This is a genomic window from Curtobacterium sp. 458, assembly GCF_030406605.1.
Classification (GTDB): Bacteria; Actinomycetota; Actinomycetes; order Actinomycetales; family Microbacteriaceae; genus Curtobacterium.
On the sequence record NZ_CP129104.1, the window covers coordinates 279,471 to 302,591 of the forward strand.

Annotated in this window: 21 protein-coding genes and 2 pseudogenes; 11 read left to right on the plus strand and 12 right to left on the minus strand. The window is 70.9% G+C overall.

Translation table 11 applies throughout. The annotated features are described in order from the left end of the window. Positions 1 to 107 precede the first annotated feature (107 nt). The 4 genes from opgC to QPJ90_RS01300 form a co-directional block, all read right to left on the minus strand. Positions 108 to 2,603 (minus strand): OpgC domain-containing protein, encoded by a 2,496-nt coding sequence (gene opgC, locus QPJ90_RS01285; protein ID WP_290132669.1) that lies wholly within the window; start codon positions 2,601 to 2,603, stop codon positions 108 to 110. Next, positions 2,600 to 3,007 carry an ATP-binding protein gene (locus QPJ90_RS01290; protein WP_290132670.1) on the minus strand — a complete coding sequence of 136 codons (408 nt, stop codon included), beginning with the start codon at positions 3,005 to 3,007 and terminating at the stop codon, positions 2,600 to 2,602. Before QPJ90_RS01290 ends, opgC begins: the two co-directional genes overlap by 4 nt. After that, positions 3,004 to 4,962, minus strand: coding sequence for a glycosyltransferase (locus tag QPJ90_RS01295; RefSeq protein ID WP_290134141.1), 1,959 nt, complete (start codon positions 4,960 to 4,962; stop codon positions 3,004 to 3,006). The genes QPJ90_RS01290 and QPJ90_RS01295 overlap by 4 nt, the downstream gene beginning before the upstream one ends. 158 nt (positions 4,963 to 5,120) lie before the next feature. Beyond that, positions 5,121 to 5,861, minus strand: a complete 741-nt coding sequence (locus QPJ90_RS01300; protein ID WP_290132671.1) for a TetR/AcrR family transcriptional regulator — start codon at positions 5,859 to 5,861, stop codon at positions 5,121 to 5,123. 124 nt (positions 5,862 to 5,985) lie between these two features. Between QPJ90_RS01300 and QPJ90_RS01305 the strand changes: the two genes are divergently transcribed. Together QPJ90_RS01305 and QPJ90_RS17695 are read left to right on the plus strand one after the other, a co-directional pair. Continuing rightward, a complete protein-coding gene (locus tag QPJ90_RS01305) occupies positions 5,986 to 6,978 on the plus strand; it encodes an NAD-dependent epimerase/dehydratase family protein (RefSeq protein ID WP_290132672.1) in 993 nt (330 codons plus the stop codon). Positions 6,979 to 7,134: 156 nt separating this feature from the next. Next, a pseudogene (locus QPJ90_RS17695) lies at positions 7,135 to 7,890 on the plus strand (ParB/Srx family N-terminal domain-containing protein); the annotation flags it as partial. Positions 7,891 to 8,047: 157 nt separating this feature from the next. Here the strand turns inward: QPJ90_RS17695 and QPJ90_RS17700 are convergent. Then, a pseudogene (locus tag QPJ90_RS17700) lies at positions 8,048 to 8,281 on the minus strand (hypothetical protein); the annotation flags it as partial. Here QPJ90_RS17700 and QPJ90_RS17705 point away from each other — a divergent pair. Continuing rightward, positions 8,173 to 8,751 carry an IPT/TIG domain-containing protein gene (locus QPJ90_RS17705; RefSeq protein WP_354670496.1) on the plus strand — a complete coding sequence of 193 codons (579 nt, stop codon included), beginning with the start codon at positions 8,173 to 8,175 and terminating at the stop codon, positions 8,749 to 8,751. The pseudogene QPJ90_RS17700 and the gene QPJ90_RS17705 sit on opposite strands and share 109 nt — an antisense overlap. A gap of 73 nt (positions 8,752 to 8,824) precedes the next feature. Here the strand turns inward: QPJ90_RS17705 and QPJ90_RS01315 are convergent, their stop codons facing one another. From QPJ90_RS01315 to QPJ90_RS01325, 3 genes are all read right to left on the minus strand, one after another. Next, the gene (locus tag QPJ90_RS01315) at positions 8,825 to 10,162 is read right to left on the minus strand and encodes a fibronectin type III domain-containing protein (protein ID WP_290132674.1); all 1,338 of its coding nucleotides are present in this window, start codon (positions 10,160 to 10,162) and stop codon (positions 8,825 to 8,827) included. 321 nt (positions 10,163 to 10,483) lie between these two features. Then, positions 10,484 to 12,367: a DEAD/DEAH box helicase gene (locus QPJ90_RS01320; protein WP_290132675.1), complete on the minus strand. Its 1,884-nt coding sequence runs from the start codon at positions 12,365 to 12,367 to the stop codon at positions 10,484 to 10,486. Positions 12,368 to 12,559: 192 nt separating this feature from the next. Next, positions 12,560 to 13,036 (minus strand): MarR family winged helix-turn-helix transcriptional regulator, encoded by a 477-nt coding sequence (locus tag QPJ90_RS01325; RefSeq protein WP_290132676.1) that lies wholly within the window; start codon positions 13,034 to 13,036, stop codon positions 12,560 to 12,562. A 119-nt stretch (positions 13,037 to 13,155) separates the two neighbouring features. On the opposite strand from QPJ90_RS01325, the gene QPJ90_RS01330 reads away from it, so the two are divergent. Beyond that, positions 13,156 to 15,321, plus strand: a complete 2,166-nt coding sequence (locus QPJ90_RS01330) for an MDR family MFS transporter (protein ID WP_290132677.1) — start codon at positions 13,156 to 13,158, stop codon at positions 15,319 to 15,321. 85 nt (positions 15,322 to 15,406) lie between these two features. Next, entirely contained in the window at positions 15,407 to 16,006 is a 600-nt protein-coding gene (locus QPJ90_RS01335) for a helix-turn-helix domain-containing protein (protein ID WP_290132678.1), read from the plus strand. A 16-nt stretch (positions 16,007 to 16,022) separates the two neighbouring features. On the opposite strand, the gene QPJ90_RS01340 is transcribed toward QPJ90_RS01335, so the two are convergent. Next, positions 16,023 to 16,883 carry an SDR family NAD(P)-dependent oxidoreductase gene (locus tag QPJ90_RS01340; protein WP_290132679.1) on the minus strand — a complete coding sequence of 287 codons (861 nt, stop codon included), beginning with the start codon at positions 16,881 to 16,883 and terminating at the stop codon, positions 16,023 to 16,025. 90 nt (positions 16,884 to 16,973) lie between these two features. Between QPJ90_RS01340 and QPJ90_RS01345 the strand changes: the two genes are divergently transcribed. The 3 genes from QPJ90_RS01345 to QPJ90_RS01355 all read left to right on the plus strand — a co-directional run bounded on the left by QPJ90_RS01345 (position 16,974) and on the right by QPJ90_RS01355 (position 18,581). Continuing rightward, positions 16,974 to 17,552: a TetR family transcriptional regulator gene (locus QPJ90_RS01345; protein WP_290132680.1), complete on the plus strand. Its 579-nt coding sequence runs from the start codon at positions 16,974 to 16,976 to the stop codon at positions 17,550 to 17,552. A gap of 166 nt (positions 17,553 to 17,718) precedes the next feature. Next, on the plus strand, positions 17,719 to 18,150 hold the full coding sequence (locus QPJ90_RS01350) for a VOC family protein (RefSeq protein ID WP_290132681.1): 432 nt from the start codon (positions 17,719 to 17,721) through the stop codon (positions 18,148 to 18,150). Continuing rightward, positions 18,147 to 18,581, plus strand: coding sequence for a VOC family protein (locus QPJ90_RS01355; RefSeq protein ID WP_290132682.1), 435 nt, complete (start codon positions 18,147 to 18,149; stop codon positions 18,579 to 18,581). Before QPJ90_RS01350 ends, QPJ90_RS01355 begins: the two co-directional genes overlap by 4 nt. A 39-nt stretch (positions 18,582 to 18,620) precedes the next feature. Here the strand turns inward: QPJ90_RS01355 and QPJ90_RS01360 are convergent, their stop codons facing one another. After that, positions 18,621 to 18,884: a hypothetical protein gene (locus QPJ90_RS01360; protein WP_290132683.1), complete on the minus strand. Its 264-nt coding sequence runs from the start codon at positions 18,882 to 18,884 to the stop codon at positions 18,621 to 18,623. Between the two features lie 63 nt (positions 18,885 to 18,947). On the opposite strand from QPJ90_RS01360, the gene QPJ90_RS01365 reads away from it, so the two are divergent. The 3 genes from QPJ90_RS01365 (at position 18,948) to QPJ90_RS01375 (ending at position 20,389) form a co-directional block, all read left to right on the plus strand. Next, positions 18,948 to 19,160 (plus strand): hypothetical protein, encoded by a 213-nt coding sequence (locus QPJ90_RS01365; RefSeq protein ID WP_290132684.1) that lies wholly within the window; start codon positions 18,948 to 18,950, stop codon positions 19,158 to 19,160. Between the two features lie 75 nt (positions 19,161 to 19,235). After that, entirely contained in the window at positions 19,236 to 19,361 is a 126-nt protein-coding gene (locus tag QPJ90_RS01370) for a hypothetical protein (RefSeq protein WP_290132685.1), read from the plus strand. A gap of 152 nt (positions 19,362 to 19,513) precedes the next feature. Then, complete coding sequence (locus QPJ90_RS01375) at positions 19,514 to 20,389, plus strand: DUF808 domain-containing protein (protein WP_290132686.1); 876 nt, start codon at positions 19,514 to 19,516, stop codon at positions 20,387 to 20,389. A 21-nt stretch (positions 20,390 to 20,410) separates the two neighbouring features. On the opposite strand, the gene QPJ90_RS01380 is transcribed toward QPJ90_RS01375, so the two are convergent. Together QPJ90_RS01380 and QPJ90_RS01385 are read right to left on the minus strand one after the other, a co-directional pair. Then, positions 20,411 to 22,360, minus strand: coding sequence for a potassium transporter Kup (locus QPJ90_RS01380; RefSeq protein ID WP_290132687.1), 1,950 nt, complete (start codon positions 22,358 to 22,360; stop codon positions 20,411 to 20,413). A gap of 210 nt (positions 22,361 to 22,570) precedes the next feature. Continuing rightward, on the minus strand, positions 22,571 to 22,969 hold the full coding sequence (locus tag QPJ90_RS01385; protein ID WP_290132688.1) for a hypothetical protein: 399 nt from the start codon (positions 22,967 to 22,969) through the stop codon (positions 22,571 to 22,573). Positions 22,970 to 23,121: the final 152 nt, after the last annotated feature.

Genomic DNA, 23,121 nt, shown 5'->3' on the forward strand with positions numbered 1-23,121 from the left:
GTCGAACCATAGCAGGGCGACCGGTAGCTCGAGACTCAGCCCGGCGGACACGTTCGCGGTTCCGAGACCGCGAACGTGTCCGCGGAGCCGAGACTCGGGTAGCGGCGTCAGCGCGGGATGACCGAGAACAGGAACTTCTTCCGGACCATGTACCAGGCGAGCAGGATGAGCAGGGTGTGCGCGGCGAAGCCGATCCAGCCGTTGAACCAGTCGACGCCGGGGATCGACGCGATGGCGAGTGCGAAGAACACCTGCCACACGAACACGTAGAGGCTCGCCTGGCCGAGCGGGATCCACAGCCAACCGATGGTCTTCGCGATCGGCTTCCAGAACACCGTGAGGATCGCGTACGACACGATGGCGAAGAACGCGATGTCGACCAGGCGCCCCCACTGCAGGTCCACGCGCTGGTACGCAGTGTTGTAGAGCTGGTCGTACATCGTCGCGGGGAACGGCGTCGGCGTGAACCCGAAGTGGTTGCCCGCCCACACGTACACCAGGAACAGCGCGTAGCCGACGATCCCGACGCCGATCAGCACCTTGCCGAGCCGCCCGGTGAGTGCGCCGATGATCTGCCGCCGGTAGGTGCCGAGGACGAGCCCGTGGGTGAACACGACCTGCCAGGTGAGCAGGGGGAACACCGCCTCGAACTGCGAGTTCAGCGGGCGGAAGTCCGGGTTGAGCGCCTGGTAGACGTACAGCGCCCAGCTGACGAGGAGGAGCGCCCACCAGAACCCGCGCCGGATCACCCACATGAAGACCGGGATGAACAGGCTGAGCACCACGAAGAGGCCCATGATGTTGAACGGCCACGGACCCATCTCGAGCAGCAGGAACTGCCGGATCGCGAACCACGGCGGCGGGTAGGCCAGCAGCTGCATCGCGTTCGGGTAGAGGTCGTACACGCGACCCTCGGCCCCGACGCCCCCGGTGCCGGTGCCCCGGTCCGTGAAGGTCGTGATCGCGTCCGTGTTGAGGAACGGCACGAAGCTCAGCGCGAAGACCACGAGGATCACCACGAGCGTCACGAGGTACTGCTTGCGTGCCCGCTTCCACGCGCCGACGGCCGCCGCCCACTCGCCGAACTTCTTGATGGCGAACGGGTAGGTCATGCCGAGGACCATGCCGGACAGGAACACGAACATCTCGGCGCCGGTGATGGCGCCCACCGCGTGCAGCGTGATGTACGAGTACGGTCCGCCGATCTCGATGTGGGTGATGACGACGGCGAGGATGATGAACCCGCGGAACAGGTCGAGCCGGAGGTCGCGCCCGGGCTTGCCGTCGTCGGGATACCGCCAACTCGGGACGAGCCGACCGAACAGCCCGCTGAGCAGGAACACCGCGGCGAGGCCGACCGCCAGCCACACGATCCAGGCCATCTGGTCGCCGCCGGTGTCGTACTGCTGGTTCGTCGCCGCGGCGCCGTCCTGCGGGGTGACCCGCTCGGTGACGGGGCCGAACACGAAGTCGCCCGCGCGCTCGAGGTCGGTTCGGAACGAGCCGGCGATGCCGGGGACGGCGGTGTCGCGCCAGTCGGCGACCCGGTTCCCCGCCTCGGGCTCACGACGGTTCGTCTCGAGGAACGTGATCCCCTCGACGAGCGGCTTGTCCTGCACCGCCGCGATGACCTGCCGCCACCAGCCCTGCTTGACGGTGAGCTCCGCGGCGCCCTTCAGGGAGTGGTCGTAGAGGGCGCCGGTGTCCAGGAGCATCGGCAGGTCGCGGCCCTTCGCGAACCGGTCATAGAAGGTGCCCTCGGTCACGGGCTGCTCGTAGCCCCAGGTCTCGTCGAAGCGGGCCTGGACCTCGCCGGACTCCGGGGCGTCGTTCCGGGTGAGCGGGACGTCGCGGCCAGCCGCCTCGGTCGCCTTGCCCTTGCCGAACGAGAACATCGACAGCCCGACCCAGTCGACGCTCGACGCCCCGGGCCAGTACGGGGCGTAGGGGTCGTCCGCCGCGGTGAGCTCGCCGTCGCCGTTCGTGTCGAGCGCGTCGACGTCGGTCGAGGACAGGTCACGGAGGCGGCCGGCGGACTCGCCGAACGGGTACCCGGCGCCGTACGACGGCGCCCAGACCATCGCGGCGTCGGACGTGCCGGCGTGGACCTGCTTCGCGAGTGCCCGGAAGGTGCGCGTGAAGTCGGTCGGCTGCTGCCCCCACGACACCCACGTGCCGTTCATCTGCGGCGCGTACCGGACGAGGACCTTCGTGCCGTACTGCTCATGGACCTGTTCGAGGAGTCGGTTCGCCTTCCGGGCGTCCGCGGTCGTCAGGGTCGAGAGCTCGTGGTCGGGTTCGAGGCTGACCACGAGGACGGCGCCCTGCGCGGCCGCGGCCCGGGTCGAGCGGAGCAGCTCGCGTTCGGCCGCGCGGTCGATCGGGTAGTCGATCTCGACGCCGTACATCGACGGCACGGCACCGAGGCGGCCCGCGTAGCCGTCCGGCGCGTCGTCGCCCCAGTCGAGGTCCGGACCGAACCAGCGCTCACCCGAGGCCGGACCCGATGGGGTGTCCTTCGCGGCGGTCGTCGCGGACGCGGGCAGCGCGCCACCGAGGACGAGCGTAGCGACGACGACGAGGAGTGCGAGGAACCGCCTCACCGGTCGCACACCAGGGTCCACACGTTCCGTCCGTGCTCGTGTCGGTGCTCCAGCCGGTCGAGCGCGGCGATGGCGAGCGCGAGTCCGCGGCCGCTCTCCTCGTCGACGTCCGCCATGGTGACCGCCGCGAGGTCGACGTCGGCCGGGCGGCCGTTGTCGGTGAGGACGGCGGTGAGTTCGTGGTCGGTGGCCTCGAGGTGCACGGTGTAGCGCCTGCCTGCTTCCTGGTCGTTCCGTCGGGTGTGCTCGACGATGTTCGCCGCGATCTCGGCCAGCGCGGTCTCGAGCTTGAAGCGCTGCGCGACGTCGTCGATGCCGAGGCCGTCCCACCACGAACCGAAGCGGTCCTGGACCTCGTCGAGGGACTCTGCGGTCGCGGGGACCTCGAACGTCGTGCTCGTCACAGGGGTCCTCCCACGGTGCTCGACTCGTGCTCGACGGGCGGCGTGAACACCGGTGCGCGGTAGAGCACGGCGCGGATCACGATGCTGAAGATGAAGAGGTCGAAGACCACCCACGCGGTGTTGACGAGCGGTGCGATGCCGTCGGCCTGGCCGGTGGCGTAGCGGATCCCGATCATGACGAGCGCGGCGACGAGGGCCCCCATCGCGTACAGCTGCGGCTTGACGAGGTCCCACCGAGGCTTCTGGTCAGACTCGTCGCGGACCTTCGGCGTCACCCGGAACCCGAGGGGCTTGCCGCGGAACACGTTCTCGAAGGCACTCGTCACCGACTCGATCCACACCGGGAACAGCGCGAGCGAGTACTGCTGCCCGCGCCACGTCGGTCGGCCGGCCGCGACGACCCAGAACAGGAGTTGGTTGAGCACGAGGAACGGGATGAGCCGGACGAAGAAGTCGACGCTGTACGCCTGGACGGGGACCACCCCGAACGACAGGCAGAGCACCGGGGCGGCGATGTAGACGATCGCGGCGAAGCCCGACAGGTAGCTCCACATCGTGGAGAAGTACATGAGCCGCTGGCCCCACGAGAGGCCCTTCTGGACGAGCGGGTTCTCACGGAAGAACACCTGCATGGTGCCCTGCGCCCAGCGGAGGCGCTGGACGAGCATCGTGGGGAGGTCGTCCGGCGCGAGGCCGGTGGCGAGGATCTCGTCGTGGTACGCGGACTTCCACCCGAGGCCGTGCAGGCGCATCGCGGTGGCCATGTCCTCGGTGACCGAGATCGTCGCCAGCGGCATGATCGGCTGCGCCTCGTCGTCACGGTTCACGTCGAGCGCGCGGGCGAGCACGGCGATGGACTCGATCGCGGCGACCGGGGAGGCCTCGCGCTGCCCGAGCACGTCGAGCGCGGCGTCGTCGAGACCGGCGAACGTGTCGGCCTCGGTCGACATGGCCGCGAGCTCCTGCAGGTCGTTCCGCACGGACTCGAGGTCGTCGGCGGCGAACCGGAACGAGATCGCGTCGATGCCGCGCTGGAAGTCGTAGGTGACGTCACCGAGCGGTTCACCACGGGACACCTGGTCGCGGGCACGTTCGACCACGGCCTCGGCTTCGTCGAGGGCTCCGAGGACGCGCGGGTCGGTCTCGGTCTCACGGGCGCGGGCGAGCAGCGTCCGGGAGGTCTTGATCGTCCGCTGCACCGACGCCTCGACCTCGCGGACGTACCGGGTGACGCCGAGCTGCATGAGCGCCTCGCGCCGGAGGATCGCGTTCGACCCGCAGAAGAACGCGGCGTTCCAGCCGTCCTTCGCCTGCTGGATCGGGCCGTAGAAGAGCGGGGCCTGGCTGCCGAGGAGGTCTTCCTTCGGCACGTTCTCGAACCACTGCGGCGTCTGCACGAGCGCCATCCGATCGTCCTTGAAGTACCCGAGCGTGCGGTCGAGGATCGCCGGGTCCGGCACCTGGTCGGCGTCGAGGATGAGGAGGAACTCGCCCTGCGTCGCGAGCAGGGCGTTGTTGAGGTTGCCGGCCTTGGCGTGGCGGGGACGGTCGACCCAGTCGGCTCCGCGGGTGATGATCCCGATGCCGAGCGACTCGGCGGCCTCGCGCATCTCGGGGCGGTTGCCGTCGTCGAGGATCCACGTGGAGTGTGGGTGCCGGATGGCCTTCGCGGCGCGGGCGGTGCGGAGGACGAGGTCGACCGGCTCGTTGTAGGTCGTGATGAAGACGTCGACGGTGACGTGGTCGCCCGGCGACCTCGGCGGCTCACCCCGCTCGCGGAGCCGCCACGCGCCGAAGGCGAACAGGAGCGAGTCGATGACGCTGTAGGTCTCGGCGAGGATGAGCGGGACGGCGATCCACCACGAGTGCCAGTTCACCGACGCCGCCCACCGCCAGACGATGTAGTTCACGCCGGCGATCGACGCGAGCAGGGCGACGGTGCGCACCGCGACCATGCGGCGGCGTGGGGTGCCGGTGGTGAGTCGGCGCCGGTCCTGCCGGCTGACGTCGAGCGCGCTCATCCACGTCCTTCCCTCGGGAGGGTCCACCCCTGCTGGCGCGACCTGGTGAGTGATCACGTACAGGACTGTCTACCGCAGGCAGGGGTCTCGTGTCAGCCGACACCCGTCGAACGGCGATCGCCGATCCCGAGGTCGTCCGCGAGCCGCGCCACGACGTGGTCGAAGTACACCGCGTCGTCGGACACCGCCCCGACCGTGTGCCCGAAGAGCTCGAACGAGACGACCCCGAACACCGTGGTCCACGCCATCAGGATCCGGAGCACGAGCTCGTCCGGCAGGTCCGGTGCGATCCCCCGCTCGCGCATGTAGGCGACGGCGTCGCCGATGGCGGCCGGGAGTCCGTCGGGAGGCGACGCCGGCGCCGGACGGGCACCGTGCCTCCCGGCGGTCCACGCGTCCGCGACCACCCGGATGAGCACGTGGGTCGTGCGCGACGCGGGCTCGATCGTCGACGGCGGGGCGACGTAGCCGGGGACCGGCGACCCGTAGAGCAGGGCGAAGTCGCCGGGGTGGGCCACGGCCCACGACCGGATCGCACGACACACGGCACGCCAGCGTCCGCCGACGTCGGCCCGGTCGACCGCGGCGTCGGCCGCCTCGACGGCCGCCCCGAGCTCGTCGTAGTCGAGCACGAGGAGCGCGGTGAGCAGGTCGTCGCGGCTCGCGAAGTAGCGGTACACGGCCGACGAGACCATCCCGACGTCCCGTGCGACGGCGCGGAGGGCGAGCTGGCTCGGACCCTCCTGCGTGAGCCGTGCCCGGGCCGCGGCGAGGATGCTCGCGTACACGGCCTCGCGCGCCAGGGCGCGGGCGGTCGGCGGCTTCGTCTCCATCCCTCCACCATGCCATGTGAGAGCACTGCACACAAACGAGAGCAGTGCTCTTGCAATTCGACGGCGACCGGTGCAGACTGCTCCTGCGAGAGCACCGCTCTCCCGATCACTCCAGGAGGAACCCATGTCCGCTCGTCACCTCGTCATCGGAGCCGGCCCGGTGGGCCGGCACGTCGCCGCCGTCCTCGCAGAGCGCGGCGAGGACGTCACGGTCGCCACCCGCTCGGGTCGCGACACCGGCCTGGGGCCCCTCGGCCCGGTTCCGGACCGTCGCGGAGCCCGCGGAGCGGCGGGCCGGCCGAGGCCGTGGGGAGAGGCAGTGGGTCACGTCGCGCTCGATGCCTCCGACACCGACGCGCTCACCCGGGCAGCGGACGGCGCGGCCGTCCTCTACAACTGCGCGAACCCCGGCGACTACACGCAGTGGGAGCGCACGTGGCCGCCGCTCATGACCGCGATGCTCACCGCTGCGGAGCGGACCGGGGCGGTCTACGCGATCACGGGCAACCTCTACCCGTACGGCCCGGTCGACGGCCCGATGCACGAGGGACTGCCGGACGCGGCCACCGACCACAAGGGCATCCTCCGGGCGAAGCTCTGGTCCGACGCCCTCGCGGCACACCGGGCCGGGCGCGTGCGTGCGGTCGAGGTCCGTGGCTCGGACTACGTCGGGCCGGGCGTCGGCGGGAACGGGCACGTGACCCGCGTCCTCCCCGCGGCACTGCAGGGGAAGGCCGTGACGATGCTCTGCCGGACCGACCTCCCGCACACCTTCACGGACGTGCTCGACGTCGCACGGACCCTCGTCGCGGCGGCGCTCGACGAGACCGCGCACGGCCGGACGTGGAACGTGCCCTCGAACCCGCCGCGCACGCAGGAGCAGGCCGTGACCGACATGCTGGCGGTGGCGGGGAAGCCGCCGGTGCCGGTGCGGCGCCTGCCCGCGGGGGTCATCCGCGCCGGCGGACTCGTGGTGCCGTTCCTCCGCGAGATGTCCGACATGTCCTACCAGTGGACCCGGCCGTACGTCCTCGACGACTCGGCGGCGCGGGCGCACTTCGGGATCGAGCCGACGCCGTGGGAAGAGGTCTGCCGCCGCACCGTGGAGGGGCTGTAGGCGCGAGGGCGCGGCGGGCCGCGCGGGTGCGCGGTGGCGCAACACCTGTCGTTCACCCGTCGGCCACCGCCCCGTCAACCGGGGTCGCGAACATGCGAGGACACTCAGCCCCGCCCGCCTCCTCCCGACAGGAACCCCGTGCCCGCACTCCGGACCATGCGGATCATCGCGCTCACCACCGCGCTGACCGCCACCCTCGGCGCCGCCGCCGTCTCGACCGAGACCGCGACCGCCGCCCCGACCCCGATCACCGACGACCGCGCCGCGAGCTGCACGACGGGGAGCACCGCCGACCTCTGCGCCGCGCCCGACACCCTGCTCGACGTCCGCATCGGCGACGTGCACCCGACGCAACCGTCGCTCGGCTACGACGAGGTGTACTACAAGCTCGGCCGCTACTCGACCGCGCTGAGCAAGGACGCCGTCAACAAGAAGTTCGACGACTGGTGCGAGGCGAACGGCCAGGAGGAAGCCGAGACCACCACGGCGACCTCGACCCTCACCGACCCGTCGTCGTTCACCTGCACGGTGCCGGTCGGCTCGGAGACGGCGGACACCATCGCCCCGATGAAGACCGTCGTGGTCGGCCCCGGCGGCACCCTGTACCTCACCGACGGGCACCACACGCTCACGTCCTTCGACGAGGACAGCGGGCCGGACGTGCACGTCCGGCTCCGGGTCCTCGGCAACCTCTCCGGCATGACCGAGTCCGCGTTCTGGCAGACGATGCAGGACAACCGGTGGGTGTGGCTCCGGGACACCGCCGGGAAGGCCATCACCCCCGCCCAGCTGCCGCAGAACGTCGGGCTGGCGGAGTTCCAGGACGACAGCGCCCGGAGCATCATGTACTTCGGCCGCGACATCGGGTACACCGCCGACGGCGCCGTGCCGTTCCAGGAGTTCTACTGGGGCTCGTGGCTCCGTGCCCACCCGGAGCTCGGCCTCGCCGACTGGGACCAGGACGACTTCGCGGGCTCGCTGTCGCTCGTCGAGCGCATCACGAAGGCGCAGGTGGCGCTCCCCCGCGACGAGGTCGTCGACGCCGAGAGCGGGTACACCGCCGCGGACCTCAGCACGCTGACCGACTGGAACGACGGCAAGGCCGTGACGAAGGGCGAGTGGGCGAAGCTCTCCGCGCCGTACTCGTCGGAGAAGCCCGGCAAGCTCGCGTACATGACGGAGTACCGGAAGACCCTGGCCGCCGAGCCGGGCGACCCCGGCACCGACCCGACCGACCCCGGCACGACGCCCACCGACCCGGGCACCACACCCACCGACCCGGGCACCACGCCCACCGACCCGGGCACCACGCCCACCGACCCGGGCACCACGCCCGCCGACCCCGGCAGCGCCGACCCGACCGACCCGGCCACCGTCCGCGGCTCGGTCACGGTCACGGGTGACCTCGTTGCCGGCGGCGCCGTGACCGTCCGCGGCACGGGCTTCGCGGCCGACGCCGATGCCCGCGTCGAGATCCACTCCGACCCCGTGCTGCTCGGCACCGTGCGGACCGACGACTCCGGCGCGTTCACCCTCGCAGCGACCGTCCCCGCCGGGCTGCCCGCAGGGACCCACACAGTAGTCGTGGTCGTCGACGGCGTGACCGTCGGGTCGACCACGGTGACCGTCGTCGCGGACGCACCGGGCTCGGACGGCGAGCTCGCGTTCACCGGCGCCGAGAGGCTCGTCCCGGCAGCGATCGCAGCGCTCCTCGCGCTGCTCGCCGGGACCGGGATCGTGGTGGCGCGCCGTCGACGCGGTCACCGCGCGTAGTCGACGCGACCGCCACACGGACTGGAGGCGCGGTGCCCGCTGGCACCGCGCCTCCCGTCCGTCGTGGGCCGCGTCAGATGGACGTGAGCCGGCTGAACTGCCCCGTCGAGAGCTGCTGCGCCGCCCCGCCCGCGGCGGGGATCCGCCAGAGACCGGAGTCGGCGTCGACGAAGAGGTCACCGGCGGAGTCGGCCGCACCCGGGTAGTACCCGTTCGACGGGACCTTCGGGCCACCGGTGACCGCGTGGTCGAGCGTCACGCCGGACGCGTCCTGCGTGAACAGGTCCGCCACCGCGTGGTCGGCCGTGCACGGGTGGAAGGGGTCCGCCTCGGAGGTCGCCGCGCACCAACCCGCCGACTGGCCGAGCAGGAGCGAGTCGTCGTTCGTCGCGCTGAACCGGTACTTGACCTTCGCGGGTACGGGCACGAGCGTGGACGACCCGGGAGCGAGTGACCAGAAGCCGTTGTAGCCGCTGCCTCCGAAGGCTCGGAAGTCGAGGTACAGCGAGCCCTGCCCGTCGGCGACGAGCGCGGTGAAGTAGCCGATCGGCTGGCCGCTCGCGAGCCCGACCTTCCGGGTGGTCACCGTGCCGTGCACCGTGCGGCTGACGACGGTGCCCACGGTCGGCCCGGTCGAGGTTCCCGGAGCGGTCGTGAAGGTGGAGACGGTGCCGTCGCGACCGACCGCCCAGGCGGTGCCGCTCGACGGCAGGATCGTCTTCGGGACGCCGGCGCCGATCGGCAGCTTCACGACGCCGCCGGACACGGAGTCGACCCAGTACACGTTGCCGGCGACGTCGGTACGGAGGTCCTTGGTCAGGTGCAGCCCGGTCGCGAGGACCCGCGCCGCACCCCCGCCGGCCGGGTACTGGAGCAGCTTCGTGCCGTCGCTCGAGGGGACGAAGACGTTGCCGACGTCGTCCGCGGCGTAGCCGTCGCCCCTGGCCGCGACGGTCTTCGGTGTTCCGGTGCCCGTGGTCGGGAAGCGGACGACCGACCCTGCGGCGTCGAGGCCGTAGAGCGACTGCGCGACCGTGGTGCTCGCCGGGGCGGTGTACCGGACGGAGACGCTGCGGCCGTCGCCCTTCGCGCCGACGGCCCGGACGGAGAACGTGTAGCGCACGCCCGCGCGGATCCAGCCGTAGCGCTCGGACCGGACGTTCGCGGCGACCACGTCGGTCCCGCTGCCCGGTTGGCCGGTGGTCGGTCGGATCGAGACGCGCCAGCGCTGCACGGCGGCTCCGGAGCGCGGGGCACTCCAGGTCAGCGTGGCGGCGTCACCGGCACCGCTGACGTGGACGGACGTCGGGGCCCCGGGGAGCCTCGACGCGGGAGTGGCCGCCATCGCGGGCGACACTCCACCGATCACCAGCGCCGCGGCGGCCGCGGCGGTGAGCACTGCTCTGTACACGATCGATCCCCTACTGGTCCGCGTGGCCTTCGGGTGGCCACGACTGAAGGTCATCGAAGCACCACGACGGGACGCCCCGGGGACGCGGGGATCGATCGTGCGGGGTCGGCTCCGGGTTGGCGGGACCCCGCAACGGCCGAGTCTTGCGCTGGCTCGGCCGAGTCTCGCGTGGGCGCGGCCGAGTCTCGCGCCGGCGCGGCCGAGTCTCGCGCTGGGCGACGTCCCTCGCGCTCAGGACCACGAGGGATGTCGCTCAGCCCGAGTCTCGTGGCGGGGCGCACACCAGCGCAGCGGCGCACCCCGCCCGCCCGGCGCGACGCGTCAGTGGCGCGGCTTGCGCGCCCCGCGGTCGTCGCGGTCACGGTCGTACCGGCCACCGCCGCGCGGCCCACGATCGTCGCGGTCACGACCCCCGCGGTCGTCGCGGTCACGGTCGTACCGGCCACCGCCGCGCGGCCCGCGGTCGTCGCGGTCGAAGCGACGGCCACCGGCGCTACCGCGGCGGTCGGGCTTGATCTCGATGAGCTTGCCGCTGATCCGGGTGTCGGACAGACGGTCGAGCACGCCGGCGTCCATGTCGGTCGGGAGCTCCACGATGGAGAAGTCCGGCCGGATCTGGATGGCCCCGAAGTCGTCGCGGCGGAGGCCACCCTCGTTCGCGAGCGCACCGACGATCTGGCGCGGCTCGACACGGTGGCGACGGCCGACCTCGATGCGGTACGCCGTCATCGGCTGGGACCGACGCGGACCGCGGTCGTCACGGTCGCCGCGGTCACCTCGGTCGTCCCGGTCACGGCGGGCACCCGAGGCGCCGTCGCGGCCGACCCGCGCGCTGAGCTCGTCCGACTCCGGGTCGAGGAGCAGCGGGTCCTCGCCCTGGGCCACGACCGCGAGCGCCGCGGAGACGTCCTCGGCGGGCACGTCGTGGTTGCGGACGTAGTGGGCGATGACGTCGCGGAACGCCGAGATGCGGTCCTGCTGCTCGAGCGCCGCGGTGATGGCGTCGTCGAAGCGGGTCAGGCGCGTCTCGTTGACGTCCTCGATCGTCGGGAGCTGCATCTGCGTGAGCGGCTGCTTGGTGTGGCGCTCGATCGCGGAGAGCAGTCGGCGCTCGCGCGGGGTGACGAAGCTGATCGAGTCACCCTTGCGGCCTGCGCGACCGGTGCGGCCGATGCGGTGGACGTAGGACTCGATGTCCACGGGGATGTCGAAGTTCACCACGTGCGTGATGCGGTCGACGTCGAGGCCACGGGCGGCGACGTCGGTGGCGACGAGGATGTCGAGCTTGCCGGACTTCAGCTGGTTCACGGTCCGCTCGCGCTGCGCCTGGGCGACGTCGCCGCTGATGGCCGCAGCGGCGTACCCGCGGGCGCGGAGCTTCTCGGCGAGCGTCTCGGTCTCGCTCTTCGTGCGGACGAAGATGATCATGCCCTCGAAGTCCTCGACCTCGAGGATGCGGGTGAGGGCGTCGACCTTCTGCGGGTAGGACACCATCAGGTACCGCTGCGTGATGTTCGCCGCGGTCTTCGTCTTCGTCTTGACGGTGATCTCGGCCGGATCCGTGAGGTACTGCTGCGAGATGCGGCGGATCTGCGCGGGCATCGTCGCCGAGAACAGCGCGACCTGCTTGTCGTCCGGGGTCTCCGCGAGGATGGTCTCGACGTCCTCGGCGAAGCCCATCTTGAGCATCTCGTCGGCCTCGTCGAGCACGAGGTACTTCAGCTCGGAGAGGTCGAGCGTGCCCTTCGCGATGTGGTCCATGATGCGGCCGGGGGTGCCGACCACGACGTCGACGCCGCGACGGAGGGCGGACAGCTGCACGCCGTACGCCTGACCGCCGTACACGGGCAGGACGTGCACGTGCTTCATGTGCGACGCGAACTGCTCGAACGCCTCGCAGACCTGGAGTGCGAGCTCGCGGGTCGGGGACAGCACGAGCGCCTGCGGCACCTTGCTGCCCGACTCCATGCGGGACAGGATCGGCAGCGCGAACGCGGCGGTCTTGCCGGTACCGGTCTGCGCGAGGCCGACAACGTCGCGCCCCTCGAGCAGCGTCGGGATGGTGGCTTCCTGGATGGCGGACGGCGTCTCGTAGCCGATGTCCTTGACGGCCTTGAGCACCTGGTCACTCAGGCCGAGGTCGGCGAAGGTCACCACGGGCCCCTCGTCGACGGTCTCGGCAGTGCTGGTGTTCTCGGTGCTCATGGGGAGAACGGTATCCCGGATGTGGCACGGAGGGTGAATGCGAGGCGTACCCTGCGCCGGCCGGGCGCGATTCGCTGAGCGGTGACGCGCCAGCAGCACGCGAATCGCGCCGACCGAGCCTGCGAGGGAGGGCGGGCCCGCACCGCGCCTCCCGGCCGGCCCGTGGTGACGCGGCGCTGACGCGACGCGCGGTCAGGAAGTCGCGTCGCGCGCGGCCGCGCCCACCCCGAACAGGACGTCGGCCCGGTCGTTGAGCCGCTCGAGGAGCGCCGCGAGCTGCCGGAGCTCGTCGGCGGCGAAGACGCCCGTGAGGTCGTCGAAGACCTCGGCGCCGGCGAGGTCCAACTGGTCGAGGACCTCGACACCGAGCGGCGCGAGGGAGAGGAGGGCCGCACGGCCGTCCGCCGGGTCGGGAGCCGTGCTGAGGAAACCGGCGTCGACGAGCGAGGCGACCCGTCGGCTGATGACCGGACGCGAGAGACCGGTGGCGTCCGCGATCGCCGTGGACCGTACGGCGCCGAAGTGCTCGACGGCGCGGAGGATCACGCGAGCGGTCGGGTCGAGTCCCCCGCGCGACTCGATGAGCGAGGCGCGGATGGTCTGCCGCACCCACAGCCGGTCGAGCTGCGATCGGAGGAGTCGCTCGGCGGCGGTCCGGTCCTCGTTCACGGGGTCAGCGTACCGGCCCGATTTAGTTGCTTTCAGAACGCAACGGATGTATCGTTGCGCGGTCTGCAAACTTTCACAGCGCGAAACTCCGGTTCGCGCAGCTTGATCCAAGGAGCTCGATGACAGCCACCGCACCCGTCTCGGTGCAGGCCCCCGCGGCCGCAGGTGGGGCCGGTCAGCAGCCGCTGATGACCCACCGCCAGATCCTCCTCGTCATCTACGGCCTGATGGCGGGCATGTTCCTGTCGTCCCTCGGCCAGACCGTCTTCGGGACCGCCATCCGCACGATCGGTGACGACCTGCACGGCCTCGACCAGCAGGCCTGGGTCACGACCGCGTACCTCATCACGTCGACGATCGCGACGCCGATCTACGGCAAGCTCTCCGACATCTTCGGCCGCCGGCCGCTCTACATCTTCGGCATCGTCGTGTTCATCCTCGGCGCCGTGCTGTCGTCGATGGCGACCTCGATGATCATGCTCGCCGGCTTCCGCGCCGTGCAGGGCATCGGTGCCGGAGCGCTCATGTCGCTGCCGCTCGCGATCATGGGTGACATCCTCGCCCCGCGCGAGCGTGCCAAGTACCAGGGCTACTTCCTCGCGGTGTTCGGCATCTCGTCCGTCATCGGCCCGCTCATCGGCGGTCTGCTCGCCGGTTCCTCCGAGATCCTGTGGATCACCGGCTGGCGCTGGGTGCTCCTCATCAACGTGCCGATCGGCATCGCGGCGCTCATCATGGTGATCGTCTTCCTGCACCTGCCGAAGGTGCACCGCGCCGGCGACAAGCCCGTCGTCGACTGGTGGGGTGCGACCGCCGTGATCGTCACGCTCGTGCCGCTGCTGCTCGTCGCCGAGCAGGGCCGTACGTGGGGCTGGGGTTCGCCGGCCGCGATCGCCTGCTACGTGATCGGTGCCGTCGGCCTGGTCGCCCTGCTCGTCATCGAGTCGAAGATGGGCGACGCCGCGATCATCCCGCTGAAGCTCTTCCGCTCCGGCACGTTCTCGATGGCCACGGTCATCGGGTTCCTCGTCGGGTTCGCGATGTTCGGCGCGATGCTGACCATCCCGCTCTACCTGCAGATCGTCGTCGGCCTCACCCCGACCGAGTCCGGGTTCGCGACCCTGCCCCTCGTGGGCGGCCTGATGATCGCGTCGATCACGTCCGGCCAGATCGTCGCGCGGGTCGGCCGCTACCGGATCTTCCCGGTCATCGGCACGTTCCTGGTGTCGACCGGCTACGTCGTCCTCACGTTCATGACGATCGACAAGCCGCTCTGGTTCCTCATGATCGGCATGTTCCTCATCGGCCTCGGACTCGGCTCCGTCATGCAGTCGCTGACCCTCGCGTCGCAGGGCTCGGTCGAGGCGCGGGACATGGGCGTCGCGACCTCGTCGGCGACGTTCTTCCGCCAGATCGGCGGCACGCTCGGCACGGCCGTGCTGCTCTCCGTGCTGTTCTCCGTCATGCCGGCGAACATCCTGCACGCGACCGCGAACGAGAAGGACCTGTCCGCCGCACTCGGTGCCGCGACGAACCCGACCGTGGCCACCGCGAGCGAGAACCGCGGCGTGATGGACAAGATCTGGACGCCGATCGTGACCCCGCTCGAGGACGGCGTGCAGTCGAAGCTCGACGACGCCGCCGCACAGGCGAAGACCGCTGCTCGGACTGCGGTGACGGAGCAGGTCAGCGCGGCCGTCCAGCAGCAGGTCGCCGCCGGTACAGTCCCCGCGGCTGCCGCCCAGCAGGTCATCGACCAGCAGGTCGCCGCCGCCACCCCCGCGGCCGAACAGCAGGCCCTCGCCGCCGTCGCGGACGAGGCGCACGCCACCGTCCAGGACGGCACCGTCACCGTCGACTGGGCGGACGCCTCGCAGCGCTCCTACTGGGTCGACCAGCTCACCCCGACGCTCGCGAAGCAGATCGACGACGGTTCCGGCACGAGCGAGAACGCCTCGAGTGCGAACGACACCTCGTTCCTGACCGGCGCCGACAGCCGCCTCACCCGGCCGTTCATGGCGGGCTTCAACGCCTCGTCCGTGACGATCTACTGGGTCGGACTCGGCGTGATCCTGCTCGCGTTCGTGCTCACCTGGTTCTTCCGGGTCCCGCCGCTGCGCCAGCGCTCGGCCCTGCAGGAGCAGCACGACCTGTCCGCCGAGGCGCAGCTCGAGACCGAGGCGGGCACGGCAGCGGCCGCCGCGGGCTCCTTCACCGGACCGATGACGGGCTCCGTGCCGGTCCAGTCCGCACCGACGACGGGGTCCACCCCCACCCGTCGGTGACCGACCGGGGTGTCCGTCCGCTCCCCCCACGCAGACGGACACCCCACCCTCCACTCCCCCGCCACGACCACCCCAGGAGGCCCTCGTGACCAACCCGGCGCTCGAACGCGACACCGCCGTCGCCCCCGAGCCCTGCACCCTCCGCGAGCGCAAGAAGCAGCAGACCCGACAGGCGATCCACGGCGCCGCGCTCGACCGCGTCATCGCGCACGGACTCGACGGGGTGACCGTCGAGCAGATCTGCGCGGACGCCGACGTCTCCCCGCGGACGTTCTTCAACTACTTCACGTCGAAGGCGCACGCCGCCCTCGGGCTCGACACCGTCGTCACGCCCGACCGCGTCGCCGAGGCGTTCCGCGACGGCAGCGGGCGGCTCGTGGACGACGTCTGCACCCTCGTCGCCCGGAGCGTCCCGCTCCCGTCGGACCGTAGCCGCACCAAGGAACTGCTCGTCCACCGACCCGAGATGACACCGATGGTCATGCGGTGGATGGCCGAGTCCCGGCAGGCGATGCTCGCGGTGGTCACGACCCGCACGGACGAGCAGACGGCCCGGACGGTCGTCACCCTGGTCATGTCGGCACTCTCGGAGGTCGCGCACCGGGACACGGTGTCGAGCACGGTCGAGCTCGGCGATCGGTTGCGAGCGGTGGTGGCCGAGATGGCCGCGCTCGCGACCGTCTGATCGTACGGCGGTCTGGTCAGGCCTGCGCGAGCGGGTCGAGCTGCGCTTCAGTCACGTCGGCGGCGGTGCTGGACCGGGACAACGACTCGTTGCGCTCGTCCTCCGCCAGCAGCGCGCGGCCGGCCGCGGTGCCGTGCTGGAACGCGTCGGGACCGACGAGCAGGCGCAACGGTGGCTCGTCCATCGCCACCACCCGCAGCAGGAGCTCGGCGACCAGCCGTGGGTCGCTCGCACCGATCGAGTCGCCGCCGTGCATCCGAGCGGAGACACCGACGGTGCTCTCGTACTCCGGACGCACCGGGGCAATGTGCATCGACGACCCCGACCAGTCGGTCCGCATGCCACCGGGCTCGAGCACCGTCACCCGGACGCCGAACGGCGCGACCTCCTTCGCGAGCACGGACGAGAAGCCACCCACCGCCCACTTCGCCGTCTGGTACGCGCCGAGCCCCGGGGTGGCCATGCGGCCACCGACCGACGAGACCTGCACGATGTGGCCGTGCCCTTGCCGACGCAGCACGGGCAACGCCGCGCGGGTGACGGTGACGACGCCGAACAGGTTCGTCTCGACCTGCGCCCGGAAGTCCTCCGGATCGACGTCCTCGATGCTCGCGACGTTGGCGTAGCCGGCGTTGTTGACGACGACGTCGAGACCGCCGAAGCGCTCGACGGCGATCTGGACCGCACGCTCGGCCGCGGGCGCGTCGGTGACGTCGAGGGGCACCACCTCGAGCGCCTCGGGGAAGACGCCGACGAGTTCGCCGAGGGCGCTGACGTCGCGGACGCCGGCCACCACCCGGTGCCCGGCTCGGAGTGCGGTCTCGACGACGGATCGACCGAGGCCTCGGGAAGCCCCGGTGACGAGGAACACGGACATGATGTCTCCTTACTAACTGTTTGGTTGACAACAGCCATCGAACACCTCTGCGGATCGGTTGTCAACCGTCCGGTTGATAGCATCGACCACATGACCCCGACGATGCCGCGCGACGCCGACGCCACCCGGGCTCGCCTCCTCGGGGCAGCGCGCGACGAGTTCGCCGCCGTCGGCATCGCCGGGGCGCGGGTCGACCGGATCGCCGCAGCCGCGACGAGCAACAAGGCGCAGATCTACCACTACTTCGGCAGCAAGGACGGACTCTTCGACGCCGTCTTCGACGCCGTGGTGGCGGACACCCTCGACGAGGTCGAGATCACGCCCGACGACCTCCCGGGCTACGCCGGACGGCTCCACGACTCGTACGACAGGCGCCCGTGGGTGCAGCGCCTCGCGACGTGGTACCGGCTCGAACGCGGCGATGCGGGCTCGCGGATCGGTGCGGTCGTCCGCTCGAACGCGGCCAAGGTCGAAGCGATCGCGGCAGCACAACGAGCCGGGACGGTGCGGGACACCTTCACCGCGCCGGAACTCCTCGGCCTCGTCATCCACACGGCCGCGCTGTGGAGCGGCTCGACGCCGGAGTTCGGTGACCTCGTCCGCGGGCTCGACGGTGTCCGGCGGCGAGCGGTCGTCGTGGCAGCGGTCGACGCCATCGTGCGTGCCTGAGGCGGTACTGCCCGGTACACCGTCGGCCCCCGCTCGCCGTCCTGCTCGCGCCGGAGCCACGGTACCTCGCTCCCGACGCGTGGCCGTTCCGCTGCACCGATCCCGAACACAGCCCACCGGATCGGCCGCCCTCGACGCAGGAGGTCGACCGCAGTACCCTCCCTGCATGCGAGCCAAGGGTCCGTCGCCGTACTTCCAGCTCCCCGGCACCGCCCGGGCGGCCCTCGGGCGCTGGTCGGAGGTGTTCGGCGGTGAGGTGCGGATCGCGACCTACGCGGACTTCCGCCGCACGGACGGCCCCTCCGACGCGGTCGCGCACGGGCAACTGGCGGGCGACCTGGAGCTGTTCGCGGCCGATGCTGCCGAGGGTGAGACCACGTTCGCGGCGACCGGACTGCTCTTCTCGCTGCTCGGCGCGTCCGACCCCGCCACCCTGACCCGTTGGTTCGAGGCACTCTCGGTCGACGGCACCGTCCTCGATCCGCTGCAGCGGCGGCCGTGGGGCGACTGGGACGGTCAGGTGCGCGACGCGTTCGGCGTGACCTGGCTGATCGGCTACGAGGCTTCGGCGCTGCCGGGGCAGGAGCAGGAGCGGTGAGCGCCGTCCGGCAGGTCCAGGTGACGTTCGACTGCGCGGAGCCGGAGCGCGTCGCACGGTTCTGGTCTGCGGTCCTCGGCTACGTGGTGCCGCCACCGCCGCCGGGCTTCGCGGACTGGGCGGCGTTCGACGCGGCGCTGCCTCCGGAGCACCAGGGTTCGGCGTTCGCCTGCCAGGACCCGGACGGCGTCGGGCCACGCCTGTTCTTCCAGCGGGTCCCGGAGGGCAAGGTCGTGAAGAACCGGGTCCACCTCGACGTCCGGGTCGGGACGGGCCTCGTCGGGGAGGAGCGTCTCGCCGCCCTCGACGCCGAGAGCACGCGACTGGTGGCACTCGGCGCGACCCAGGTCCGGCGCATGACGGCGGACGGCATCAACGAGTCGTGCATCGTGATGCAGGACGTCGAGGGCAACGAGTTCTGCCTCGACTGACGCCGAGACCGGAGCGGAGCCCGGTGCCGGGCGCCCGCGTCAGCCCGCGGTGACGAGCGGCGCCCAGAAGACGTCGGGAGCTTCCTCCTGCACGCTGTCCGCGCTGAAGTCGAAGCCGTACTGGCCGACGAACTCGCGTGCGGCGGCGACCTCGTCCTCCTCGTCGTCGTGCGCGGCGTCGAAGAGGTACACACCGTGGCCCATCACGACGCCGCTGTCGCTCACGACGGCGAGGTCCCACCGCCCCTCCTCGGAGCGCGTGATCCGGACGACGGCGGCCTGGTCAGCGGTGAAGTCAGCCATGTCGCGAGCATACGGAGCGGCTTGTACCCCGGCATCAGGGTCGGGAGGCGTACGGTCCCGCGCATGAGCGAACACCACGGAGAACCCGGAGAACAGCACCACCCGGTCATGGACGGTGCCGAGGAAGCGACGAACGAGGAGAAGCTGCACGGCCTCGTCGAGCAGGTCGAGCACGACCACGGACACGAGGGTGCCGGCGCCATGGCCGACCACCTCCGCGACCGTGCCGCCGAGACCGGCGTCGAGACCGAGGAGCCTTCCGACCACGTCGAGTGAGCGGTCCGGCCGACCCGGGAATGGACCCAGCCGCTCCGGCGTACACATGAACACCGATCTCACGAGGAGCGAGCCATGATCCAGACCGACCCCCAGCCGACCGACCGCGACGAGAAGCGCTGCCGCCCCGTCCCGTCGCTCCACGACGCGCCGGAACAGCGCTTCGGCCGCTGGCTCGGACTCATCAACGAGGGCCGCTGACGCGACCCGGTACCGGCCGCTGACGCGACCACCCGACCGCCTGGAGGCGCGGTGCCAGCTGGCATCGCGCCTCCAGGCGGTTCTGCGACAGCACCGGCCGCTAGGCTGAGCGGCCGGACAGCAACCGGCTGGTCCAGCACGAGGAGATCAGCATGTCAGTGGGGTTGCTCGCGGTCGTCGACGACATCCTGTCCGCCGCGCTCAAGGCGAGCGCGAAGACCGCCGGTGTGGTCATCGACGACGCTGCCGTCACCCCGCAGTACGTGCAGGGCATCGCGCCCGCTCGTGAACTGCCGGTCGTCGGGCGGATCGCGCTCGGCAGCCTGTTCAACAAGTTCGTCATCATCATCCCGGTGGCGCTCCTGCTGTCCGCGTTCGCGCCGGGGGTGCTGCCGTGGCTGCTCCTCATCGGCGGGACGTACCTGTGCTTCGAGGGGGCCGAGAAGGTCACCGAGTGGTTCGGCACCCATCACGAAACCGACGCCGAGACCCCGACCACCGAGCCGAAGCTCGTGTTCGGTGCGATCCGGACGGACCTCATCCTCAGCACCGAGATCATGCTCATCGCGCTCGCCGGCCTGGACCCCGACCTCGGGTTCTGGCCGACGGTCGGCGCGCTGCTCGTCATCGGCCTCGTCATGACGATCGCGGTCTACGGCGCCGTCGCGCTCCTCGTGAAGATCGACGACATCGGTCTGCAGATGATGAAGAACCCGTCCCGGTCGACGCGCCGCGCCGGGGCCCGGGTGGTCCGCGCGATGCCGACCGTCTTCCGGGTGATCGGGGTCGTCGGCACCGTGGCGATGCTCTGGGTCGGTGGGCACCTGGTCGTGCAGAACCTCGCCGAGACGTTCTGGCACGGCCCGTACGACCTGCTGCACGCCGTCGAGCACGGCATCGAGGCGGCCGGGCCGGTCGTCACGTGGATCGTCGACACCGCGATCTCGGCCGTGTTCGGGCTCGCGCTCGGGCTGGTCGTCGTCGGGGTCGTCCTCGGCATCGGGCGGCTGCGCGGCCGCACGCACTGAGCGGTCGTTACCACCGGGGCGTCAGAGCTCGACGTCGCTGCCCATCGTCACGGTGCGCTGCGCCGGCAGGCCGAACCGCGCCGCCGGGTCCGCCGCGTTGTGCGCGAGACCGACGAAGAGCTTCTTCCGCCAGCTGACCATGCCACGGTTCCCCGGCTGCGGCCGCAGTGCGCCGCGGGAGATGAAGTACGACGCCTTCTCCATCTCGTCCGGATCGAGCTCCAGCACCTCGGCCAGGCACGCGGCGTGCAGGGCGCGCGGGAGGTCCTGGTCGTCGGAGAACCCGAACTTGATCGTGATGTGGTCGATGCCGTCGTCCTCGTAGCCGAGGTCGTCGCGGAAGAACGCCTTCGCGTGCGGCACGTGCGGCACGTTCGCGGTGATGACGGACACGATGATCACGGTCCGGTGCACCACGTGGTTGTGCTCGACGTTGGCGCGGAGGGCGAGCGGCGTCGTCTCCTTGTTCGGGTGCGGGAAGATCGCGATGCCCTTGACCCGCGGGATCCCCTTCGTGTTGATCTTCTCGATGAAGTCCGCGAGCGACCCCTCCCGCTCCTTGCGCTCCTCCTGCACGAGCTGGCGCCCCCGTCGCCACGTCGTCATGAGCGTGATCACGGCGAGCGCGATGAGGAGCGGGACCCACCCACCGTGCAGGATCTTCGACAGGTTGCCGGCGAGGAACGTCAGCTCGAGGCCGCCGAACACGACCGCGGCGAGGACGAGCTTCCACGTCGCCCACTGCCACAGCGGCTTCACGACGAGGAGCAGCAGCAGGGTGTCGACCACGAGCGCGCCCGTGACGGACACGCCGTACGCGGTCGCGAGGCTCGCCGACGACCGGAACGTGAGCATGACCGCCAGCACGCCGATGAACAGCAGGAGGTTCACGGCAGGCAGGTAGATCTGGCCGCCCTCTTCGCGGGAGGTCTGGCGGATCGTCAGCGGGGGCAGGAGCCCGAGTTGCACGGCCTGCCGGCTGAGGGAGAACGCCCCGGAGATGACGGCCTGGCTGGCGATGACGGTGGCCGCGGTCGCGAGGATCACCACGGGCAGCTGGAGGCCGCTCGGGAAGAGCAGGAAGAACGGGTCCTTCGCGGCGGACGGGTCGCGGAGGACGAGGGACGCCTGGCCGAGGTAGTTGAGGACGAGCGCGGGGAACACGACGAAGAACCAGGCGCGGAGGATCGGCTTCCGGCCGAAGTGCCCCATGTCGGCGTAGAGCGCCTCGGCACCGGTGATGACGAGGACCACGGCACCCATGGCCACGAACGTGATGTACGGGTGTGCGATGAGGAAGGAGATCGCCCACGTCGGCGAGAGCCCCTGGAGCACACCGGGGTGCGCGAGGATGTGTGGCACCCCGGCCGCAGCGATGACGACGAACCACAGGAGCATGACCGGCCCGAACAGGTTGCCCACCTTGCCGGTGCCGAACCGCTGCACCGCGAACAGCACGATGAGGATGACGGCCGCGATCGGCACGATGAGGTGCTCGATGCTCGGGGCCGCCGTCTGCAGGCCCTCGACCGCCGAGAGGACCGAGACCGCCGGGGTGATCACCGAGTCGCCGTAGAACAGGGAGACCCCGACGATGCCGATGACGAGGAAGATCGTCGCGCCACCCCGCCGCTTGGCGTAGAGACGACGGGCCAGCGCCGCGAGTGCCATGACGCCGCCCTCGCCGTTGTTGTCCGCGCGCATGAGGACGAGGACGTACTTGATCGACACGATGACCGTGACGCTCCAGAACATCATCGAGATGACGCCGTAGACGTCCTCCTGGTTCGCCTTGACGATCCCGCCGTCGATCGTGAAGACGGTCCGGAGCGCGTAGAGCGGACTGGTGCCGATGTCACCGAACACCACGCCGAGCGCGGCGAGGGCGAGCGCGGCGATGCCCTTCGCGGGGCCGTGTCCGCCGTCCTCGCCGGTGTCGGTCGCGGGTGTGTGAGCGCGGGTCTCGGTCACCGTCGTCTCTTCCGTCACTGGTCGTCCGGGCGACGGCCGCGGATCATCCTCGCACCGTGCGGGCTGCGCCGTTCGCAGCGTGCGCACATGGACGGCCGGATGGCGCGCCTCTCGCGCCCGTCGCGACCCCGAGACGGACCGGAGGCGCGGTGCCAGCCGGCACCGCGCCTCCAGTCAGGGGGGTCCGTCGCCGCAGCGACGGTCGTCGCGTCAGCGACGGCGGAAGTAACCGTTCGCGCCACCGACGAACATCAGGATGGTCGCGACGATGACCGCGATGCCACCGATGAAGCCGAAGGCGTTGCCACCGGAGGCCGCGCCGACACCGACGCCGATGACCTGCAGGATCGCGATGACGAGCAGGACGATGCGGGCCCAGTTGCGACCGTCACGCATCTTGAAGACGATGATCAGCTCGACGACCGCGAGGATGAAGGCGAAGATCGCGCCACCGACGAGCGGAGCGGTGCCGACGCCCTGGGCAGCTGCTGCACTGCCGCCGGAGACGAGGCCGATGATGCCCGACAGGATGTTCGCCAGGATCACCACCAGCCAGATGATGAACGAGACGGTGACGGTGGTCGGACGACCCGACGTGGTGTTGGCCATGATTGCTCCCTCTGCATCGACCGCGTTCAGCGATCTTCCCGACAACGTACAGACGAAGGGCACGCTTGTCCGGAGCGGTCCGGAAACCGTCCGGACGGCCGGAGAAGTACCGATCTGGTACTGGCTTCTGGGCGGATTCCCAGCTAGCGTCA

Bases quoted from the DNA above. Each gene is read 5' to 3' on its own strand.
- QPJ90_RS01295 (WP_290134141.1), bottom strand. From the start codon at position 4,962: ATGGTCGCGGTGCGCACCGTCGCCCTGCTCGCGTCGATCGCCGGCGTG.
- QPJ90_RS01300 (WP_290132671.1), bottom strand. From the start codon at position 5,861: ATGGAGACGAAGCCGCCGACCGCCCGCGCCCTGGCGCGCGAGGCCGTG.
- QPJ90_RS01305 (WP_290132672.1), top strand. From the start codon at position 5,986: ATGTCCGCTCGTCACCTCGTCATCGGAGCCGGCCCGGTGGGCCGGCAC.
- QPJ90_RS01320 (WP_290132675.1), bottom strand. From the start codon at position 12,367: ATGAGCACCGAGAACACCAGCACTGCCGAGACCGTCGACGAGGGGCCC.
- QPJ90_RS01330 (WP_290132677.1), top strand. From the start codon at position 13,156: ATGACAGCCACCGCACCCGTCTCGGTGCAGGCCCCCGCGGCCGCAGGT.
- QPJ90_RS01340 (WP_290132679.1), bottom strand. From the start codon at position 16,883: ATGTCCGTGTTCCTCGTCACCGGGGCTTCCCGAGGCCTCGGTCGATCC.
- QPJ90_RS01345 (WP_290132680.1), top strand. From the start codon at position 16,974: ATGACCCCGACGATGCCGCGCGACGCCGACGCCACCCGGGCTCGCCTC.
- QPJ90_RS01350 (WP_290132681.1), top strand. From the start codon at position 17,719: ATGCGAGCCAAGGGTCCGTCGCCGTACTTCCAGCTCCCCGGCACCGCC.
- QPJ90_RS01360 (WP_290132683.1), bottom strand. From the start codon at position 18,884: ATGGCTGACTTCACCGCTGACCAGGCCGCCGTCGTCCGGATCACGCGC.
- QPJ90_RS01365 (WP_290132684.1), top strand. From the start codon at position 18,948: ATGAGCGAACACCACGGAGAACCCGGAGAACAGCACCACCCGGTCATG.
- QPJ90_RS01370 (WP_290132685.1), top strand. From the start codon at position 19,236: ATGATCCAGACCGACCCCCAGCCGACCGACCGCGACGAGAAGCGCTGC.
- QPJ90_RS01375 (WP_290132686.1), top strand. From the start codon at position 19,514: ATGTCAGTGGGGTTGCTCGCGGTCGTCGACGACATCCTGTCCGCCGCG.
- QPJ90_RS01385 (WP_290132688.1), bottom strand. From the start codon at position 22,969: ATGGCCAACACCACGTCGGGTCGTCCGACCACCGTCACCGTCTCGTTC.